Annotated in this window: 11 protein-coding genes; 2 read left to right on the top strand and 9 right to left on the bottom strand. The window is 60.5% G+C overall.

The window, feature by feature from the left end; translation table 11 throughout:
• Window position 1 precedes the first annotated feature (1 nt).
• The 6 genes from AC6FTP_RS10445 to AC6FTP_RS10420 form a co-directional block, all read right to left on the bottom strand.
• Entirely contained in the window at window positions 2–2,419 is a 2,418-nt protein-coding gene (locus AC6FTP_RS10445) for a DUF1592 domain-containing protein (protein WP_497206857.1), read from the bottom strand.
• 98 nt (window positions 2,420–2,517) lie between these two features.
• Window positions 2,518–3,297 (bottom strand): SGNH/GDSL hydrolase family protein, encoded by a 780-nt coding sequence (locus AC6FTP_RS10440; RefSeq protein ID WP_497206856.1) that lies wholly within the window; start codon window positions 3,295–3,297, stop codon window positions 2,518–2,520.
• Between the two features lie 54 nt (window positions 3,298–3,351).
• The gene (locus AC6FTP_RS10435) at window positions 3,352–4,446 is read right to left on the bottom strand and encodes an amidohydrolase family protein (RefSeq protein ID WP_497206855.1); all 1,095 of its coding nucleotides are present in this window, start codon (window positions 4,444–4,446) and stop codon (window positions 3,352–3,354) included.
• A 94-nt stretch (window positions 4,447–4,540) separates the two neighbouring features.
• A complete protein-coding gene (locus AC6FTP_RS10430; protein WP_497206854.1) occupies window positions 4,541–5,353 on the bottom strand; it encodes a transglutaminase-like domain-containing protein in 813 nt (270 codons plus the stop codon).
• A 182-nt stretch (window positions 5,354–5,535) separates the two neighbouring features.
• A complete protein-coding gene (locus AC6FTP_RS10425; protein ID WP_497206853.1) occupies window positions 5,536–10,644 on the bottom strand; it encodes a DUF1549 domain-containing protein in 5,109 nt (1,702 codons plus the stop codon).
• A gap of 283 nt (window positions 10,645–10,927) precedes the next feature.
• The gene (locus AC6FTP_RS10420; protein WP_497206852.1) at window positions 10,928–13,681 is read right to left on the bottom strand and encodes a hypothetical protein; all 2,754 of its coding nucleotides are present in this window, start codon (window positions 13,679–13,681) and stop codon (window positions 10,928–10,930) included.
• Between the two features lie 150 nt (window positions 13,682–13,831).
• Here AC6FTP_RS10420 and AC6FTP_RS10415 point away from each other — a divergent pair, with 150 nt between their 5' ends.
• Window positions 13,832–14,086: a UPF0175 family protein gene (locus tag AC6FTP_RS10415; protein ID WP_497206851.1), complete on the top strand. Its 255-nt coding sequence runs from the start codon at window positions 13,832–13,834 to the stop codon at window positions 14,084–14,086.
• Window positions 14,079–14,561: a PIN domain-containing protein gene (locus AC6FTP_RS10410; protein WP_497206850.1), complete on the top strand. Its 483-nt coding sequence runs from the start codon at window positions 14,079–14,081 to the stop codon at window positions 14,559–14,561. The genes AC6FTP_RS10415 and AC6FTP_RS10410 overlap by 8 nt, the downstream gene beginning before the upstream one ends.
• Window positions 14,562–14,577: 16 nt before the next feature.
• Here AC6FTP_RS10410 and AC6FTP_RS10405 read toward each other — a convergent pair whose 3' ends face one another.
• The 3 genes from AC6FTP_RS10405 to AC6FTP_RS10395 all read right to left on the bottom strand — a co-directional run.
• On the bottom strand, window positions 14,578–14,952 hold the full coding sequence (locus AC6FTP_RS10405) for a hypothetical protein (RefSeq protein WP_497206849.1): 375 nt from the start codon (window positions 14,950–14,952) through the stop codon (window positions 14,578–14,580).
• Window positions 14,953–14,980: 28 nt separating this feature from the next.
• The gene (locus AC6FTP_RS10400) at window positions 14,981–15,778 is read right to left on the bottom strand and encodes a hypothetical protein (RefSeq protein ID WP_497206848.1); all 798 of its coding nucleotides are present in this window, start codon (window positions 15,776–15,778) and stop codon (window positions 14,981–14,983) included.
• 8 nt (window positions 15,779–15,786) lie between these two features.
• A partial coding sequence (locus tag AC6FTP_RS10395) for a beta strand repeat-containing protein (RefSeq protein ID WP_497206847.1) occupies window positions 15,787–18,632 on the bottom strand: 2,846 nt, incomplete at its 5' end.

Raw genomic sequence — 18,632 nt, 5'->3', positions numbered from 1 at the left:
TCTACTTGCTCTGAAACAGGGCGCTCTGCACGACCTCGTGGATCAACGATTTAAAGCCGTAGTTCTTGTCACGAAGGCGTGTGACAATGGCTTCGATCTGCGGCGCGTCTGTTTTTGCCGGGATGGCACCGGTGCCGTAGGCGAGGAGTTTTTCGGCGAGGTTGCGGGCGAGCTGGTCTTTGTCTTCGAGGATGAGTTTCTTGTATTCGTCGATGTTTTGAAAGCGTCGTTCGTCGGGCAGCGCATCGGCGGGGTCCACGGCGGGGCCGGGACGCACCCGGCGGCCTTGAGCATCTTTTTCGCCGCCGTTGGTGAGGGCGCGGTAGTGTTCGCGCCAGCCGCCGATGACATCAAAGTTTTCGAGCGCGAAGCCGGGCGGATCGATCTTCTTGTGGCAGCTCGCACAGCTTTCGACATCGCGATGCTTCGCGAGCTGTTCGCGGATCGTCGTGGCGCCACGGATATCGGGTTCGATGGCCTCGACATCGGGCGGCGGTTTCGCGGGCGGTGTGCCGAGGATGCGGTCGAGCACCCAGGCACCGCGAATGATGGGCGAGGTGGTGGTGCCGTTGGCCGTGACTTTTAGCACGCTTCCCATCGTGAGCACGCCGCCGCGATGACTGTCGGGCGGCAGCGCGACCTTGCGCATTTCCATGCCTTCCACGCCGGGAATGCCGTAGTGCTTCGCGAGGCGGGCATTGAGGAAGGTGAAGTCGGAGCTGACGAAGCTCGTGAGCGGCAGGTCGTTTTTCAGCACTTCGTCGAAGAACAAAGAGGTCTCCTTCAGCATCGCTGTCTTGAGGATGTCGTCATACTCGGGGTAGAGCGTGCGGTCGGGCAAGGTGGCGTCGATGGCGCGCAGGCTGAGCCATTGGCCGGTGAAGTTGGTGTTGAATGACTTGGCCTTGGGATCGCTCAACAGGCGCTCGACTTGCTCCCGCAGCACTTTGGGCTCATGCAGTTTGTTGGCGGCAGCGAGCTTCAAGAGAATCTCGTCCGGCATCGAACTCCACAGGAAATACGAGAGGCGGCTGGCGAGCGCGAAGTCATCGAGCTTGGGGCCTTTCTCGCGCAGGAATAGGAAGTCGGGCGAAACAAGGATGCCTTTAAGGCCGACGCGCATGGCTTGTTCGAAAGTGTATTTTTGATCCAGCTTCGACTTCACACGGGCGAGGAAGGGCTGGATGTCGGCGTCGGTGACATTGCGACGAAAGGCGCGCCGTGCGAAGTCGCGCAGGATGCGCTCGGCATCTACCAGAGGCTGTTCTGACACGACTTCATAGCGCTCAGGCGAGACACGCGTCTGTTTCAAATCGCCGAAGATTGCCTTGTGGCTCGGTGGTGGCCAAGACTCAAGAATGGGGCCTTCGACATCGACCCACTGGATCACGAGACCGGGGCCGGTGTATTTGTCGGCACCGATTTTCTCGACGGCTGGCGGCAGCGCGGGCAGACCGGTGGCGAGGATGCGAATGCGGTTCTCCGGCTCGAGTTGTTCGGTGAACTCGATCACGGTCGGTTTGTCCGCAGGCACGGCGAAGTAGTCGATGAGATGCTCCTCGGTCACTTCTTTGAGCGTGCCAGCGGTGACGCGGAAGGTGATGGGTTTGCCTTCGCTTTGAAAGCCGTAGCCGGAAATGCGAAAGCGATACCTGCCGCGCACATGGCTGCGGAAGTTCCACATGGTGACGCGGATGTTTGCCGACTCCCACGCGGCGAAGATGGCGACGCCGTCGTCGATGTGTCGGTAAACACTGCCCTTGGCTTTCACCGTGCGCTCCTCCTTGATGTCGAAGCGCTTCTTCAAGATCCAGGGCTGCGGCTCGTTCGCGATGGCTTCATCCAGCACTCGATCCGCCGCATCGAGGTAGCTGCGCATGAGATACGACGAGGTGTGCAGCAGCTCGGCGTTGTTATCGAAGCCATTCGTCGAGGTGTCCGGCGGCAGCAGGTCGGTCAAATCGACCTCCACGCCGAGCAGATCGCGCACGGTGTTCGCATACTCCGCGCGGTTCAGCCGCCGCATCACCACACGCCCCTCCGCTTCCCGCCGGGCATTCTCCGCCAGTGCCGCGCGCGTGCTGATCCACTCCATCACGCTTTGCACATCCTTTTCACGTGGGCGCGGTTTCTCCTTCGGCGGCATCTCACCATTCTTGAGCTGCTCCAGCACGGCCAACCAATGCTCGCGGTTCTTCCTGTCGTTAAAGTCATCCGACAGACTCGCAATGGCGAAGTGGCCCTTGGGCTTCGCGCCCGAGTGGCACTTCTCGCAGTGCTGAGTGAATAACGCCTGCACTTGAGTCTGAGTCCCTTTTGCAGGGCTGGCAAACGCCATTCCCGCAATCAAAAGGATGGCCAGAGGCGTTCCGTGACACCGGTTCTTCAAGAAGCGAGGATGGATGAGGCCTGGGGACATTTGCTTGGTGCTCAGTTATACGCACGGCACATCCGGCTTTGTCGGCAGTCTCCGAGGATCTGTGATCCCGGTCCATTGCAGAACTTCCGGCGCAGGGGCTAGCGCAGGGCTTTGATGGCTTCAAACCATGTGCCGGCCATCTTGTCCATGCCGGTCTGGGTGGGATGAACTCCATCAGACAGGAGGTCATCCGTCGTGATGGTGCCATGCATGTCCACGAGGGTGATGGCCTTCCCGGCTGTCTTTTGAGCGGCAACGATGGCGGGCAGAGTGGCGTTGTAGGCGTCCACTTTCTCCCACCCGGCGCGCGGCGCTTTTTGTGGAAGGATGGTAGCGACCAGGAGATGCGCAGAACTTGCGTCGCCGATATGGCGGATGAGGGAATCGCGTGCCGCCGCATCGAATCCATTGGCACCGGACATCAGCAGGATCACATCAGGTTGATGCCTCTTCAGCACTTCGCTGATGGAGGGCACCCGGACGTTTTGCACACCCAGCGCTGCCAGCACATCCGCAGGAGTGGGCACAACGCCTCCGTTCATGATGAGAGCATTGCTGAAACCGGCGAGCCCGTGGTGATCCGGATCAAACTGCGGATCGACCACGCCATCGCGGCCAAAGGCGGCGTAGCTCAGTTCGCCGACGAAATCATGTGCGATGCCTGCGGCACGAAGTTTGGACTGCAATGTCTTCCGCCACCCCCCGGCGGCGGGATTCGCCAGACCGGTGGCTTTGCCATCCTTCTTAGCCAGATAGGATCCCCGCGTGATGCTGTCACCGAGCGGCAGGATGCGTAGTGGCTTCTTGGCGGCGAGATCAGCCGCCAGCGCGGCAGATATCACGGAAAGGAGAACCGCAAATCGGGTGAGGAGGTGCATGGTGTGGTTGGTTCGTGGATCGCCGGATGGGTGCCTTTGCATCTTCTTTTCTTGTCACCCCGCCATCCGCCATGTGAGCTCAATGCCCATGCCCAGCGGCAGCGGCGTCACGGGACCGGCAGGAGTTTCGAGGATGTGTGTTTGTGAAGAAGATTTCTCCATCTGGAAACGTTTCGCGGAAGCCGGGAAGCCGTAGAAGGCGGGTCCGTTGAGGCTGAGAAAGCGCTCGAAGATGACCTGGCCTTCGGTGGTGCTGAGATCGACGCCTGCGTCTTCAAAAGCCATCGCATAGAGCTGCGGCGCGCAACCACCGGTGAAGCAACCTGCCGCACAGCCGCAGGCGGTCGCCTTCGTCGTGTGGGGAGCGCTGTCGGTGCCGGCGAAGAACTTGTTTTGGCCTGCGGTTATCACGGCATCTCGCAGCGCGGTGCGATCATCCTGAAACTTCACGATGGGCAGGCAGTAGAGGTGATACTTCAGCCCCTGGATCAGATGCCCCAGCGTGTAGAGCAGGTGCTGCGGCGTGATCGTGGCCCCCACATGCTCCGGCGCACTCGCCACAAACTCCGCCGCTGTGCGCGTGGTGATGTGCTCGCATACGATGCGCAGTTTCGGATGTGCTGCGATGAGGCGCGGCATGCGCTCGGTGTAGAATCGTGTCTCCGCATTCTGCTGCGCGTCGATGTAGTCCGGCCCGCTTAGTGCATGCTGCTCCCCATGAATGCAGAGGACGATGCCGCATTCCTCCATCGCCCGCAGAACATCGCCGCCGATGAGGTCATCCATCGGCATGCCGTGCTCCGAGTTCGTCGTGCCATGTGGAGGGTAGTATTTGCAGGCCCGCAGCAGACCGGAAGCCGCGCCTTCGCGGATCATCGCCGCCGTCGTCTGCCGCGTGAGATAAAGCGGCACGATGAGCTGCTCAAAGACATCCGCCCCCGCCGCCCGAAGCTCCGCCGAATAACTCTCGATGCTCCAGCCATCACTTTGAGCTGCGCCCGAGACTCGCGACACCGGTGGCTGTGTGTTTGGCATCGCCAAAGCGCCCGCGCAGCCCATGTCGAGATGTGCCTGGACATACGAAGCCATCGCCGGGCCTTGGCGGAAGTGCGTGTGGAGGTCGAACCACTTGGGAAGCGTGAGGGTCATGCACGTTCGTTAGCTCGCTATATCTTCGGATCAACTCCTGACGATTGGCCTTGAAGAGCTGCGGCTGGCCTGCCCGTCCGTCAGAACGCCTATTTCATTGCATGACAGGCCAATGAGCCTGTGATGGATCGACGGAAGTCACTGTGACAACCATGTTTTGCAGAGTGAAGTTTCCGAACATGGTAGCCAGCGCCACATCCGCTGCATCCCGCCCGTAGGCGATGACGATACGATTACCGCGAGTCACTTCATCGGTGGCATCGAAGGTGAACCAGCGTCCGCCAATGTAAGCCTCAAACCAGGCATGCAGATCCATCGGGTAAAGGTTGTGAAGGAAGCCGACCACCATGCGGGCTGGGACGTTGATGGCGCGACACAGCGCGATGCAGAGATGCGCAAAGTCACGGCAGACACCGCGACGGAGATTCACCGTCTCCAGGGCCGTGGTGGAGGTGTTGCTGGAGCCTGCCTCATAGGAAATGCTGTGTCGCACCCACTGGCGAATCGTTTCCACCTGCTGGAAGTTTGGCCAGGCATCTCCGATGATCGAGAGCGCCAGTGCTGACAACTCATCAGACTGACAGTAGCGGCTGGGCAGGAGGTAATGCAGCAGCTCGGGTGGAAGATTCTGTACAAGCATCAACGGTGCCTGCGGGTCTGCGTCCACATAATCAGGCACGAGTGCGCGATACCGCACCGAGAGGTGGAAATCACCGAAAGGCATGACTGTGCGCTGACAGAGATTGCCATACACATCCGTGAACTCGACCACGGGCACCTGGGGCTGGATATGAAACTCCTCCCGCATAATCCACTGCGCCCAGCCACTGCGCGGGCGTAGCATGAAGACCACCGGCACGTCCTCCATGGCCTGATAATCCAGCTGGCAACATGCATCGAGAATCATGAGCTTGGTTTGAGTAGGAATGGCAGATGATGAGGCATGCCCCCCCTGTCGTGGGGGCTGGACAATGGGCAAATAGAATCAGCACATATCCAGCCAATCGCCTCGTGATCGGCGACGAAGACCGTCCAACCGAGCATCAACACTACCAATTCCCCAAACGAAGTCAGGTTTACCGAGTTTGTTTAATGATTAAACAGGAACGCCGGTGAATTGATCAAGGCCCATGCCAGATCCTGGGCAGCGGTCAGGCGTTTGTTGGTGAGCTGTTTGGTGCTGAGGTCGGCGTCGCGGCGGAGCTGGACGAGTTTGGGGTCCAGGGAGATCGGCTTCTGGGCTTCGGTGTGCTTGGTTTCGAGTACGACGAGTTGTGGGTCCACCGGCAGAGGCTTTTTGGCGATGGCATAGAGTTCTTTCTGCGCCTGATAGTCTTTGAATTGAGCCAGGAAGTGGGCGGTGAGGGCTGCCTGCTGTTCTTTGCTGCGCTTGGCCATCGGGGTCTTGATGGCGTCAGCGACGATTTTGGCGGTGCCGAAACGGACGACGGGATTCGTTGTCACCCAGAGGCGGAAGTGTCCGAGGTTGTATTTGCCGTTTTGGAACTGCGAACTGAGCGTGATAGTCAGCTGTGCACCGCCTTCGTAGGCGATGGGTTTGGCGAACTCAAAGGTGGCCTCGTGGCGGAAACCCGCCTCGGGAGACACGGCCCAGCCTTTGTCGCGATTACGCGGTTTCAGGCTCTCGGCGATGTCGAATCCGTTTTGCATGAAGTCGGCTTTCGGATTCTTCAGCGTCATGGCTTCGCCACCACGTTTGCTGCGCTTTGCATCGCCGGGGTCGGCGCGGACGTTGAATTCGCTGAGGACAAAGTTGCCATCGGGGGCAAGGCCGGGGCCGTTGCTAGGCAGGCGGTCATCGGGCAGCATTTCCAGCTTGATGGCGGTGATGTTGGTGAGCGGTGTTTTGGCGACGAGGATGTAGGTGCCTGCCGTTTCGCGGCCCGCAGGCATGGCGGTGGCAAAGAGGCTGCCATCGGCTTCGACGGTGAGTTTCTCCACGCCATTGGCACGCTGCACTTTGACATCGAGCGGCTGCCATTCGGTGGTGAGATCGACATAACTTTCCCAGCGTGGCTGCTGAGCGGGGGCGGTGTCAGCGACCTTCTTCACGTCGGCTTCTGCTTTGGTGATCGCCGCAGCACGGGCCACTTCCTGCTTCTTCACTTCGGGGGCCATCTTCACCTTGTAGACTTCGAGTTCCTTTTTCGCAGCTTCGATGGCAGCTACACGTTCAGCCTCAGCTTTGTCGATCAGGGGTTTTTGCTCGGCTTCTTTGGCCTGCCACTCGGCGGCGAGCATTTTGTTTTCGGCTTCAAGTCCAGCCATGCTGGCGAGCGCGGCATTGATCTCCTGACCGGTGGGTTTGCGGTTGAGGATGCGGATGAAAATCTCCTCCACGAGCTTGGCGTCGTCTTTGACCTCTTTGGTAAGTTTGGCGATGGCATTGTTCGGGTCGCTGATGGCATCGCCAACGGTCGGGCCGCTCATGAGGGCCATGACTGGACCGAGGTTGAGGTCATTGCTACGTTCGCATTCGCACACGGATTCGCGGGCGGGTTTGCCGAAGTTGGTGAGGAAGCCATCGGGGAGCTGCGTCTGGCCGTCGATGAGCTGCGCGGCGCGGGTGCCTTTGGGCACGCCGGGAATGTTTGGCATACTGCCGGTGACGGCGAAGACGGAGTCAAAGAGCGTCTCGGCAGGCAGGCGGCGGGCTTTGGCGTGGCTGTAGTTGATCTTGTCGTCTTCGTTCCATTTGTTCGTGGCGAGAGTGAGCTGATAGGTGCGGCTCTGCGTGATGATCTTCATTAGGTGGCGCACGTTGAAGCCGCTCGTAATGAACTCATTCGTGAGGTATTGCAGCAGCTCTGGATTGCTCGCGGGATTACCAGCGCGGATGTCATCCAGCGGTTCGATGACGCCGGTGCCGTTGAGGTAGCCCCAGATGCGGTTGGCGTAGCTCATGGCGAAGTAGTCGTTGTCCGGGCTGGTCATCCAGGTGGCAAACTGCTCGCGTCGGGAGGTGGCGGTCTTGCTCACCAACTCGGCATCAAAGGGCACCTGAGGCGCGACAGGCGCATTCGTGCGGAGGTGATTCATCTCGCCCACGGCTTTGTCGGCGACGACTTCGTAGAGTGGCTTCGCACCTTCGACAGCAGTTCCGCCGATGGTTTTACCAGCGCTGGCTGGGTCGGTCTTCAGCTCCACCTGGGCAAAGAAAGCTGCGGTTTGGTAATACTGATCCCAGGTCCATTTCTCGAAAGGATGGTCGTGGCACTTGTTGCAGTTGAAGCGGGTGGCTAAAAAGAGATGCGTGGTGTTTTCCACCAGTTCTTCCGGGGTGCGGACGGTCTTGAAGTAAGCCGCAGCGGGGTTGTCTTTGTTCGAGCCGGTGGCCGTGATGATGCGGTAGGCCATGCGGTCATACGGCGTGTTGTCAGCGACCTGCTGCTTGATCCAGGCGCGGAGATTAGTCACGCCTTCGTTGCCGAGGAATTTGGAGTTCACCTGGAGCATGTCGGCCCATTTGTTCGACCAATGATCGACGAAGTCGGGGTTGCCGATGAGCTTGTCGATGACCTCGTTGCGCTTCGTTCGCGTGTCGCGGGTATCGGCGACGAAAGCGCGGACTTCTTCGGCTTTCGGAGGCAGGCCGGTGAGGTCGAGATGCAAGCGGCGGAGGAAGTCTTCATCGCTGCAAACACCGCTCGGCTCGATCTTCATGCGCTCCCACTTCCGGGTGACGAGTTCGTCGATCTTGTTCCACTTCTCAGGCTCTTTCCAGGCGAAGCCGGTGCGGTCGCCCATGACGGTGATGGTGGTGGCGGCATAAGAGCCTTCGAAGCGGGCGAGGATCGCTGCTTCACCACGACGCAGGCTAGTCATGAGTCCGGTTTTGTCGGCTTCGATCACGTCGCCATTGCCGCTATCGACAAAGGATTCCGCCGTGACATCACGGACATAGCCGTCGGCATAGCGGGCGATGACGCGCATCTGCTGGCGATTGCCGATACGCTCCAGCACGGGGTTTTTTGGGAAGATCTCGATGCTGGTGACGCGCGGTGTTTTCATGTCGAGCTTCGCGCCCTGGCTGATCCAGGCTTTCAGCGTCTCGTAGTAAAGCTCGCCCGGCACGGTGAGCTGGCCGCCTTCATGCGGCACGCTGCCGCTGGCCTTCAAAAGCATGAGCGAATGCTCCGGCGAGGCCACGTTGGCACGGCGACTGGCGAGTTCGTCGGTGAAGGCGAGCACGTCATAAATAGGATCGTAGCCGCGCAGGCTGAGTTTGAAGCCTGCTTTGCCATCCTTGGCTCCATGGCAGGTGCCCATGTTGCAGCCGAGCTTGCTGGAGATGGGCATCACATCGCGGACGTAGTCGGGCTTCAGCGCGACGTTCATGCCGGTGACGCTGACGGGCACCGTGGCCGCTTTGCCCATGAAGGCGATCTTCACCTCGCCTTTGCCATCTTTGCCAGGGCGCACCAAACCGCGATCATTGATGATGGCGGCGGCTTCGTTGGTGCTGGTGAGCTTCGCCATGCGGGTGATGTCGGCTTTGGTGCCGTTGCTCATCGTGGCGGTGACGAGGAGCTGCGCATACTCGGTCGGCTTGGCGATGCTGACGCTCTTGGGCTCGACCTCGATGCTGGCGACGGTGAGACCGGGGACGAGTGTTTCGACTTTGTCGTCCTTCTTTGCCGTGGCGCGGACGCTGTCGTCGGCGATCACATCACTGGCAGCCAGGGCTTTATCGGCCACGAGAGGCACGCTGACGAACTCTTTGGCAATCTTACCCGTGGCTGCGTCGATGAGACGAATACGGCCATCCTGACCTGCGGCGGCGACGTTTTTACTATCGGGCGAAAAGCTGACGCTGAAGATGCCGCATGGCACTGGCGTGCTGCTGAGCTGCTTCACATCCTTCGTCACCCAGGCGTCGAGTTCCGGGCCTTTGCCGTTCACGGTTTCGATGATCTTCTTCACCGGCTCTGGCAACGTGCTGTCATACTCACTCGCGTAGATGTTCACAGCGCCCGCGCCTTCATGCGAAGCACCCGCAGCGATGCGTTTGCCATCCGGCGCGAAATCGACGCCGAAGATGCGGCCCTGCATCACGGGGAATTTGCGGATGAGGTTGGCGTTGTCGCCGATGACCCGCTTCGTGATGCGCTCCATGCGATAGATCGCAGGCACGCCATCGGTGCCGCCGATGAGGATTTCATTGCGCAAAGGATGCCGTGCGAGCGTCTGCACGCCGCCCTTCAGCGCACCGGGGGTGATGGAGCTGATGTTGTCCACAAAGCGCTGCGTGGCGACCTCCGTGAGCTTCACACTCATGTCGCGACCGCAGGAGGCGATGAGCTTGCCTTCGAGTCCCCAAACCGTGTCCAGCACCCAATCCGAGTGCCCGCCCATGAAGACGACTTCTTTGCCCGAAGCTGCTTCGTAGGCCCTCATGCCGTTGTCGCCACAACCGACCGCGATGAACTTGCCATCGGGCGACCAACTCGCGCCATACAGCGTGTCAAAAGTGAGTGATTTGGAGAGTTCGAGCTTCTTCGCCGCCACGTCCCAGATCTGGATTTCCCCCATGCGAGCCGGGCTGCCACCGGTGACGAGGATCTTCTTCCCATCGGGCGACCAAGCGAGTTTTTGCACACGCTCAGAGAGACCGACCAAGCGCGTGACGATGCTGCTGCCGTCTGCCTTGTGGATCAAAACCTCGTGATAGCCGGCGACGGCGATCAGTGAGCCATCGGGCGAATACTCCAGCGAGGTCACAGCAGGCGCGGTGACATACACGGGCGGATGCTCCATGTCATAATGTGCCATCGCCGACGCAGGCGTGTCGTCCTTCGCACCTTCGCTGACCCATTTTTTGATCAGCGCGATCTGGGATTCGTGGAGCGGATCACCCTTCGGCGGCATCTCGACCTTGCCCTCAGCATTCGGCACGGAGACTTTGAGCAAATTCGACTCCTCAGGCTTGCCCGGCACGATGGCGTTTCCCTCTTCACCACCCGCGAGCAACTTGGCGAAGTCCGTCATGATGTAGTCGCCCTTGGCCTTCGCCGGCTGATGGCAGCCCGTGCAGTTCGCCTGGAGGATCGGTCTGATATGTTTGTAAAACGACACCGGCTTCGAGGGATCGATGGTCTCCTCCTTCTTCGGCGCAGCGGCCTGAAGCGACGCAGCGAGAAACACGAAGCCCGAGAGGATGATGGGGGTCTTTTTCATGGCAGGAAAATGGGGGAGGACAAAATCAGCACGCCAAAACGCCAGAGAAGAGGAGGCTCTTGCTCCCGAGGGGAAAGCGGCTGGATTGTCTATGGCGACGGGTGGAAAGGGACAGGGCACTTGGATGCGCCGGCTAAGGCTGCAAGGGATGCTCTCATTCCTCGGCGCATTTACACCGCACTCGTTCGGGCAAGCCTACGGAGCCAAACGCTCCAACGAGGCGGATGACAGCCACCGAACAATCCTCTGTGCGCTGCCCGAAAACAGACTCGCAGCATACCCCTCACCTCGCCTCCATCACCATCTGGCCCGTCTGCTCCCCGGCGGCATACATTCCAGTCACCAGCCCCTGCTTTTGCAGCAAAGCGCCGCCGAAGGTGAGGTTGATCCCCTTCCCTGCATCCACACAGGTGCCGGTGATCAGGCCCGTGGCGGCGGTGAAGGTCATCGTGATTTTATCGGGGCCGTAGTAGAGGAGCTTATTCGCTGACGTCCAGGTCAAGGCGCGGTCAAGATTGGTCAAGGTCAAGGCGGGCAGAGAGGACATGTCGGGGCCGCTGAGGCGGAGCCAAGTGTTGTAGAAACGGTCCGCCAAAGTGCTCAAGGCGCGCTGACCAGTCAGCGGCGGGGTGTAGCGACTGCCGACGACTCCGCGAGTGGTGTCGAAGCCTGCCGCGTAGCTTTTCGTGGCAGGCACGGCGTTCGGTTTCATCCAGCGCAGGGTGCCGTCCAGATCGCTCACGCCGGGCACATCGCGGAAGGTCAGCTTCCCGGCCACATAGCCGCCGGTGGTGCCGTAAAGGCTGCGATGCAGGGTCCACTCGGCTTTGCGGGACACGCGACCGCCGAAGGTCGCGGTCATGCCATCGGCGAGGGTGAGCGTGCCGGTGCAGTCGCCGGTGGGGGAGACATTCAGGCTGGCGTAGCCATCGCCGCCGGGTTGGGTGGCGGTATCCACCGCGTCGGGGGCTCGCATGGCGAGGGTGTATTGACCTGCTTGCGGGGCGGGAGCGGTCTTCGGGTAGATGGGGTAAAAGGCCGCATCCACGGCGTGGGCGGTGCCATCGGCGGAAAAGCTGCCGGTGAGTTGATAGCCATCCGTCGTGCCATCGGCGCGGGCGAGCTGGATCGTGCCGACGATGTTCGGCAGGCCCGTGCGGGCGATCACCACCGTGGCCGCGCCATCCACACCGAGCGTGCCTTTGAAGGCATAGCGCTTGCCTAAAATGACCACCGTGCCGCTCAGGGCACCCGTCTTGCTGATGACCACGCTTTCCAGCCCGCCCGTGATGTCGCCGCCATGCGTCAGCAGACCTCCGTAGCTGCCTGCGGCCAGGGCGGTGAAGGTCACCGCGCTCGTCGTCGGGGCGCTGGCCCCCGCATCGGGCAGGGCCACGCGACGCAGCGTGCCTGCGTCTTCACTGCCGGGATAACCAAAGCTCGTGCCCGGCTCGATGAAGAGATAGCCCGCTTTGTTGCTCACCAGAAAGTTCCCGCCTGCCAGCCCCTGCTTTTGCAGCACCGCCCCGGCGAAGGGCACGGTCAGTTTCGTCGCCGGGTCTGTGAAGCTGCCGGTCAGGATGCCCGTGGCAGCGGTCAGCGCGCCGGTCAGGGTTTCCGGGCCGTAGTAGGCCAGCTTGTTCGTGCCCAGCCAGCTCAGCGTTTTGGCAAAGCCACCTTCTGGCAGCACCGTGCCCGCCAGCGTCAGCCGCGTGTTGTAGGTCTGATCCGCCAGCTCGGCGAGCGCACGCTGACCCGTCAGCGGCGGCGTATAGACCGTACCCACCAGCGTCGGAGCCATGGCAAAGCCGCCCGAATAGCTCTTGTCCTTCGCGTTCGGGTTCTTCACCCAGCGCAGACCGCCGTCCACATCGCTCACGTCCGGCACATCGCGAAAGGTCAGCACTCCGGCGAGCTGGCCCTTGCTGCTGTAGAGCGGTTGAAAGAGATGCCACTGCCGGTCCTGCGTCAGGAACCCACCAGCGGTGAAGGCCACGCCATCGCCTGTCTTCCCGGCTGCGGTGATCGTGCCCAGCGCGGTCAGCTTCGCCGATCCATAGCCATCGCCCTCCGGCAGCAGCGCATTCCCCGTCACCGTGGAGGGCACCAGGAAGGTGTAGCTCTTCACCAGCGTCCCCGGCACGGGCTGCGTCTTGGTGAAAGGCGAGTGCGCCACCAGTCCGCCACCCACCGTGCCATCGCCCGACACCGTCCCTTGCAGGGTCAAACCAACGCCTGGAGTGCTGCCGAGTTGCAGCGTCACCACGAGAGCTGTCTTGCCCGTGCGCTTGATCTCCCCGCTGAAGCTGCCATCCGCCTGCAGCGCACCTGCCAGCGAGTAAGTGATGCCGTTGAAGACCACCTTCGCCGTGAAGCTGCGCGTGCTCTTCAGCGTGAAGCCCGTCACCGCTCCCACCACATTCCCGCCGCTATCCTTCAGCAGCCCGTGATACAGCCCCGCCATGCTCGGCTGGAAAACTTGCGCCATGAAACTTGGCACCTCCACCGCATCGCCGGGCGGCGTCACGTTCGCATTCAGCACCGTCAAAGTCAGATCCCCCGAGATGCCATCCCACCGCGCCCGCACCGTCGCTGGAGCATTAATAAAAACCTCACCCGCCGCCGCCAACCCACTGAGCGTGATCCCCGCCAGCGGCCCCGCCTGCACGGCCCACTTCGTATCACTGCTACCGAGCCGCACGAGCGAGTCATCATCCATCGTCGCCACCGCGCTGAGCTGGGTCGCCCCACTCTCCACCACCGCCGCAGGCGCGGCACTCACCGCCAGCGACCTCGCCTCATAAAGCTGGCCGATGAAGCCCGACTTCAGGGTCACTCCCGTACTCGGCCCCGTCGAGACACCGACGATGTCGCCGACCGTGGCTTCGTCGCTGTAGTTCGCGCTTGAGACACGGCCTCCAGCGGAGTCGGCAGTGTTCGTGGTGATAACGTAGTTTGTACTGTTGCTCTGCTTGGCCAGGGCGGCAGTGGCAAAGAACAAGCTGCCGAGGCCCAGCCAGCCTATGAATTGCACCACAGAGACACAGAGAGCACAGAGGTCTGAAAGAGCAGGATACTTGGCTTTCCTCGGTGTGCTCTGTGCCTCTGTGGTTACATCTGCATCGTCAGGGCTGAGAACCGCGACGCGCAGCATTGACCCGAGCCGGGCCACGACGTAGCATCCGCCATGAGTGTGACCCTCGACATCCCTGACGACGTGATGGCGGCGCTGCCCGTGCCGGCGGCGGAGCGGAACCATTACGTGATGCTTGAGATCGCCTGCTCCTTCTATGCCCGTGGACTGCTCAGCCTGGGCCGGGCGGCGGAACTCGCTGGCATGGCAAAACTCGACTTTGGCCGGGAGATCGGCGAGCGCGGCATCCCCCGGCATTACGGCAAAACCGAACTGGCAGCCGATCTCGCCTATGCTGGTGGTGAGTGACACCTCGGCGTTGTCGAACCTCGCCATCATTGGCAGACTGGAACTGCTGCGCGAGCAGTTCGGCACCGTGTACATGCCACCCGCCGTGGAGCATGAGCTGGCGGCCCTGCGCGACCACGCCGCCCGCAGGCTGCTCACGCGTGCTGCCGCTGATGGCTGGCTGCTGACCCTGCCGCTGCCTTCCGCCGCCCTGTTCCCTGATGAACTGCACGGCCTTGATGCCGGAGAAACCGAGGCGCTCAGGCTGGCGCTTTCGATTTCCGCTGATCGGGTGCTCATGGATGAGCAGGAGGGCCGCCAACGAGCCAGTAGTCTCGGCATCCGCACCATTGGCGTGCTCGGCGTGCTGCTCGCAGCCAGAAAGGCTGGAGCCATCCCATCACTCAAAGACGAAATCCTCAAGCTGCGACGCGATGCCCGGTTCTTCATTAGCAAGCCGCTCGAAGCCCAGTTGCTAGGGGCGGCAGGCGAGTGAGTTGTTGGTGCCGATGTCATAAGTTTGTCCCCATGAAGGCACTGCCGCCGAGCCGCACGAGGCTGTCATCATCCATTGTCGCCACCGCGCTGAGCTGCGTCGTGCCACTCTCCACCACCGCCGCAGGCGCGGCACTCACCGCGAGCGACCTCGCCTCATAAAGCTGGCCGATGAAGCCCGACTTCATGCTCACGCTCGCAGCCGCCCCCGTCGAAGTGCCGACGATGTCGCCGACCGTGGCTTCGTCGCTATAGTTCGTACTCGTGGCCTTGCCGCCGGAGGAATCAGTGATGCCGAGACCAATCGTGTAGTTCGAGCTGGAGCCTTCTTCCGCATGAATCACGGCAAGGCTGAGCGCAGTTGCGATGATGACCTTGTGCCTTGTGTTCATGTTGCTGGAGGAGTTCCGAAATGGCCGCTTAAAGTAAGTCAAAAGCCGTCAAGATTCCGATGGGTGAGCTTTTGAAGTTATCAGTGAATACCAAGACTGGCTTGCCATTGAACACCTTCAGAATTGATTCGATGGCTTCATTGCCCATATGGCAACACGCAGGTTCAAAGGGAGTTCCGTTCTTTACCTTTTCGAGCTTTTCAGCAAGCCTTTCGTTTCGCCCATCCTTGCGGTGCCCTTGTAAAAACTGCGCGATTTCGAGGTCTGAAATAATGCACCACTCATTGTCTTTGTTCTGAAGTGGTAGGAAAGAAAAGGAGTTCGCGAGCATCTTCTGACGGACAAAGCTCACTGGCTCCCAGAGGTGGGCAAGCGTGATGTCTCGAACCATATAATCGCTAATGCACTTCGGTTTGTCTTTGGCATTCAGTTCTTCATTCATATTCAGGGCGTCCTCTAAAATTAAAGCGAGTTCAATGGCATGGGTGGTTATATGTCTAGCAGACGCTCCCATATGCATCGCATCATTGCGCGCTGTCGTGAGCATCCAATACAGTTGGCTAAAAGGTGTGTGAAAGTCCCGCCAGAGGTTCGGAATTTCCCCGGATAGGGCGGAGTGAGCGGCAAGCGGTTTTAATTTTTTGTGATATGGACCTAATGACGCAACTTCTCCCAGCAAGAAGCTGCCGAGGCGTTCAATCACATGGATGATGCCATCGAACGCCTCTGCATCCTTCAAGGCATATTCTCTTGCCTCCCGGAGCTGTTCACGGAATTGTTTAGATGCGCTTGAATCAAGCTCTATAGGCAACTGTGTTTGAGTCATACTTCAGATCAATTGGAGTAAATTGTCCCGGTGGAGCTTAAAGGTAGGAAACGACCATTTCCAATGTGCTGGAGCTCGACCGCAGTCGAAGTGCTGCCACGAATAAACCCTCCAGTTCCAAGGGTGGTCTCTACAGAAGAAGTCTGGATAGGGTGGCCGTTCTCCACCATCACCAATTTTCGGAAGTCAGCCGATACGGCTGGGCGAGATGCTGGACATGTATGCCTGACCCAGGTCTTTCCAGAATCATACGAGTAGTGGGTACCGCCAAGTAATTTGGTGCCATCGGAAGAGCACGCCAAATCACCCACATTGAAGTCTGCAATTTTGTAGAACGAGCCTCCATTTACGCTGTAAGTAGCAGTGCCTCCAGAGACATAAGCTTTTCCACTTGGGGTCATTGCCATGCGCGAGCTAGCCGAAGCACCGCTTGGAGCAAAAAAAGTTGCACCACCATCTGAAGACCATGTCGCATCTGGTGTTCCTACCATCATGATGATCTGGCCATTTGATGAACAAGCGATGTGATTTGCGTTTAAATTAGAATTACCAACCCGAATTAAAGTCCAAGACACCCCCGAATTGATGGAGCGATACAGTGCAGCTCCATCAGCAGCGGCATAAAGAATGGTTCCATTAGTTGTTGAAGCAATACATTTCCACGCTCTGACGCTGTCCCTTGCGATCCAGGTTACGCCCTGGTTGTTGGAGATATATATCTGCCCATCTTTAGCTGCTGCTGCCATGACTCCGCCATCTGCTGACATGGTTACCCCAGACCAGTATCGATCGCTCTCACGAGCAGTCCAAGTGAGGCCACCATCGATGGATACATAAAGCTTCCCGTATATTACCCCGGCGAGCAGTTTCAAACCATCACTGGAAGATGCTACGCATGACCAGCTTCTCGCCTCATCTCTGGGAGCCCAAGAGGTTCCAACAGGGCTGACGATACTCGAGTCGATTTGTTGGCCTGCGTTTTGACTGATTTTCCAACCACCAGCGCCGACGCCCGACACTCTCACGATGTCGCCGATAGCTGGAGAGGTCGGCAGAGTGATCGTCACCTCAGCCGCATTGGCAGCGACATAGCCCGTGTTTGGTTCGGCTTGCTGTGAAGTCCCTGACACGACGACCCATGGAAGCGCTCCTTTGCCCATGAAGGTCGAAGCGGTGATCGTTCCCGCAGTGATATCACCATTCGCATCTCGTTTCATGATCGTGCCCGGCGTGTTGGCACTGGTCGCGGCATTCGCAGCGAGTTCGGCGGCGTGGACGTTGGCGGAGGAGGATGTGCCGACTGTGGACACGACCGTTGCACCCTGAGTCCCGGTGACATCGCCAGCGAGCATCCCGGTGAAGTTCGTGGCTGTGGCAGCATTGCCAGCGAGGCTGCCCGTGATGGTGCCTGCGGCGAAGTTCCCGCTGGCATCGCGCCTGACGAGGGTGCTGGCCGTGTTCGCTGAGGTGGCGTTGTTGGAGAGCGTCGCACCTGAGGCGATGTTGGCAGCTGTGAGGCCGCCCAAGCTTGAAACCACGGTGGCGGATTGCGTGCCAGTGACATCGCCCATCAGACTGCCGGTGAAGCTGGTGGAGCTGCCTGCCGTGGTGGCCGTGGCCGCATTGCCATTCAGGGTGCCGGTGATGATACCCGCCAAGAAGTTCCCACTGGCATCGCGGGCGACGAGTGTGCTGGCAGTGTTTGCTGCGGTCGAGTTGTTGGCGAGGGTAGCTCCTGCGGCGATATTCGCCGCACTGATGCCGCTGACCGTGGAGATCACGGTAGCTCCCTGCGTGCCCGTGACATCACCAGTAAGCATCCCGGTGAAGCTCGGGGCGCTGGTGGCTGTGCTGGCATTGCCATTCAGCGCTGCGGTGATCGTGCCTGCGGTGAAGTTTCCGCTGGCATCGCGCCTGACGAGAGTGCTGGCGGTGTTGGCATGGGTGGCGGCATTTGCCAGAGTGGCTCCGGCAGCGAGGCTGGTGGAGGTGATGCCGCCAACGGTGGACACGACGGTGGCCGCCTGAGTGCCCGTGACATCTCCCGACAGGCTGCCGGTGAAGCTGGCGGCACTGCCACTCACGTTGCCGGTGACGTTGCCCGTCAGATTGCCGCTGAAGGTGCCGGACGTGGTGCCGCCGAGCGTGAGATTGGAGGCCAGCTTGGCCGAGGTGAGGGTGCCATCAGAGATCTGGGCAGCGGCGATGGTGGAATCCGTGAATGCGACGGTCTTCCGCGTGGGGTTGGCGCTGTTGTTCGTGACGAAGACATTCGTGCCATCGAACTCGACGGCTCCCAAGGCCGGGGTGGTGAGTTGGGGGCCGGTTTGTAGAAGCAGCGGGGCGGCGGTGGCGCTGCCTGTGGGCAGAGTGACGCTGCCGGTGAAGGTGGGCGAGGCGAGCGGGGCCTTGAGCGCGACATTGCCATCCAGCTTGCTGATCGCGCTGAGGAGGGTGTCACTGGCGGCGACGCTGCCTGAGGCGGAGGTGAAGCCGGTGAGCACCTTCCCCGTGACCGTGGCATCGGCGATGGTCGTGGCGGCCTGCGTGCCGGTGACATCGCCCGTGAGTAGGCCGGTGAAGCTCGTGGCGCTGGTGGCCGTGGCGGCATTCCCATTCAGCGCTGCGGTGATGGTGCCTGCGGTGAAGCCGCCGCTGGCATCGCGGGCGACGATGGCCCCGGCGGTGCCCGCGCTGGTGGCGCTGCTGCCGAGGGTGATGGCTCCGGTGCCTGCATCCACACTGATGCCGCCGCCGCCCGTGAGTGACAGCACGCCAGCATTGCTGAGCGTGACATTTCCCCCGAGCGAGACGAGCCCGCCGCCGCCCAGGCCGGTGCCTGCATTGATGGTGA

Source organism: Prosthecobacter sp. (genome assembly GCF_044378005.1).
In the GTDB taxonomy this organism is placed as follows: Bacteria; Verrucomicrobiota; Verrucomicrobiia; order Verrucomicrobiales; family Verrucomicrobiaceae; genus Prosthecobacter.
This window is presented reverse-complemented; position numbering and strand designations above follow the sequence as displayed.

Coding starts and splice junctions, on each gene's coding strand:
- AC6FTP_RS10445 (WP_497206857.1), bottom strand. CDS start 2,419: ATGTCCCCAGGCCTCATCCATCCTCGCTTCTTGAAGAACCGGTGTCAC.
- AC6FTP_RS10440 (WP_497206856.1), bottom strand. CDS start 3,297: ATGCACCTCCTCACCCGATTTGCGGTTCTCCTTTCCGTGATATCTGCC.
- AC6FTP_RS10435 (WP_497206855.1), bottom strand. CDS start 4,446: ATGACCCTCACGCTTCCCAAGTGGTTCGACCTCCACACGCACTTCCGC.
- AC6FTP_RS10430 (WP_497206854.1), bottom strand. CDS start 5,353: ATGATTCTCGATGCATGTTGCCAGCTGGATTATCAGGCCATGGAGGAC.
- AC6FTP_RS10425 (WP_497206853.1), bottom strand. CDS start 10,644: ATGAAAAAGACCCCCATCATCCTCTCGGGCTTCGTGTTTCTCGCTGCG.
- AC6FTP_RS10415 (WP_497206851.1), top strand. CDS start 13,832: ATGAGTGTGACCCTCGACATCCCTGACGACGTGATGGCGGCGCTGCCC.
- AC6FTP_RS10405 (WP_497206849.1), bottom strand. CDS start 14,952: ATGAACACAAGGCACAAGGTCATCATCGCAACTGCGCTCAGCCTTGCC.
- AC6FTP_RS10400 (WP_497206848.1), bottom strand. CDS start 15,778: ATGACTCAAACACAGTTGCCTATAGAGCTTGATTCAAGCGCATCTAAA.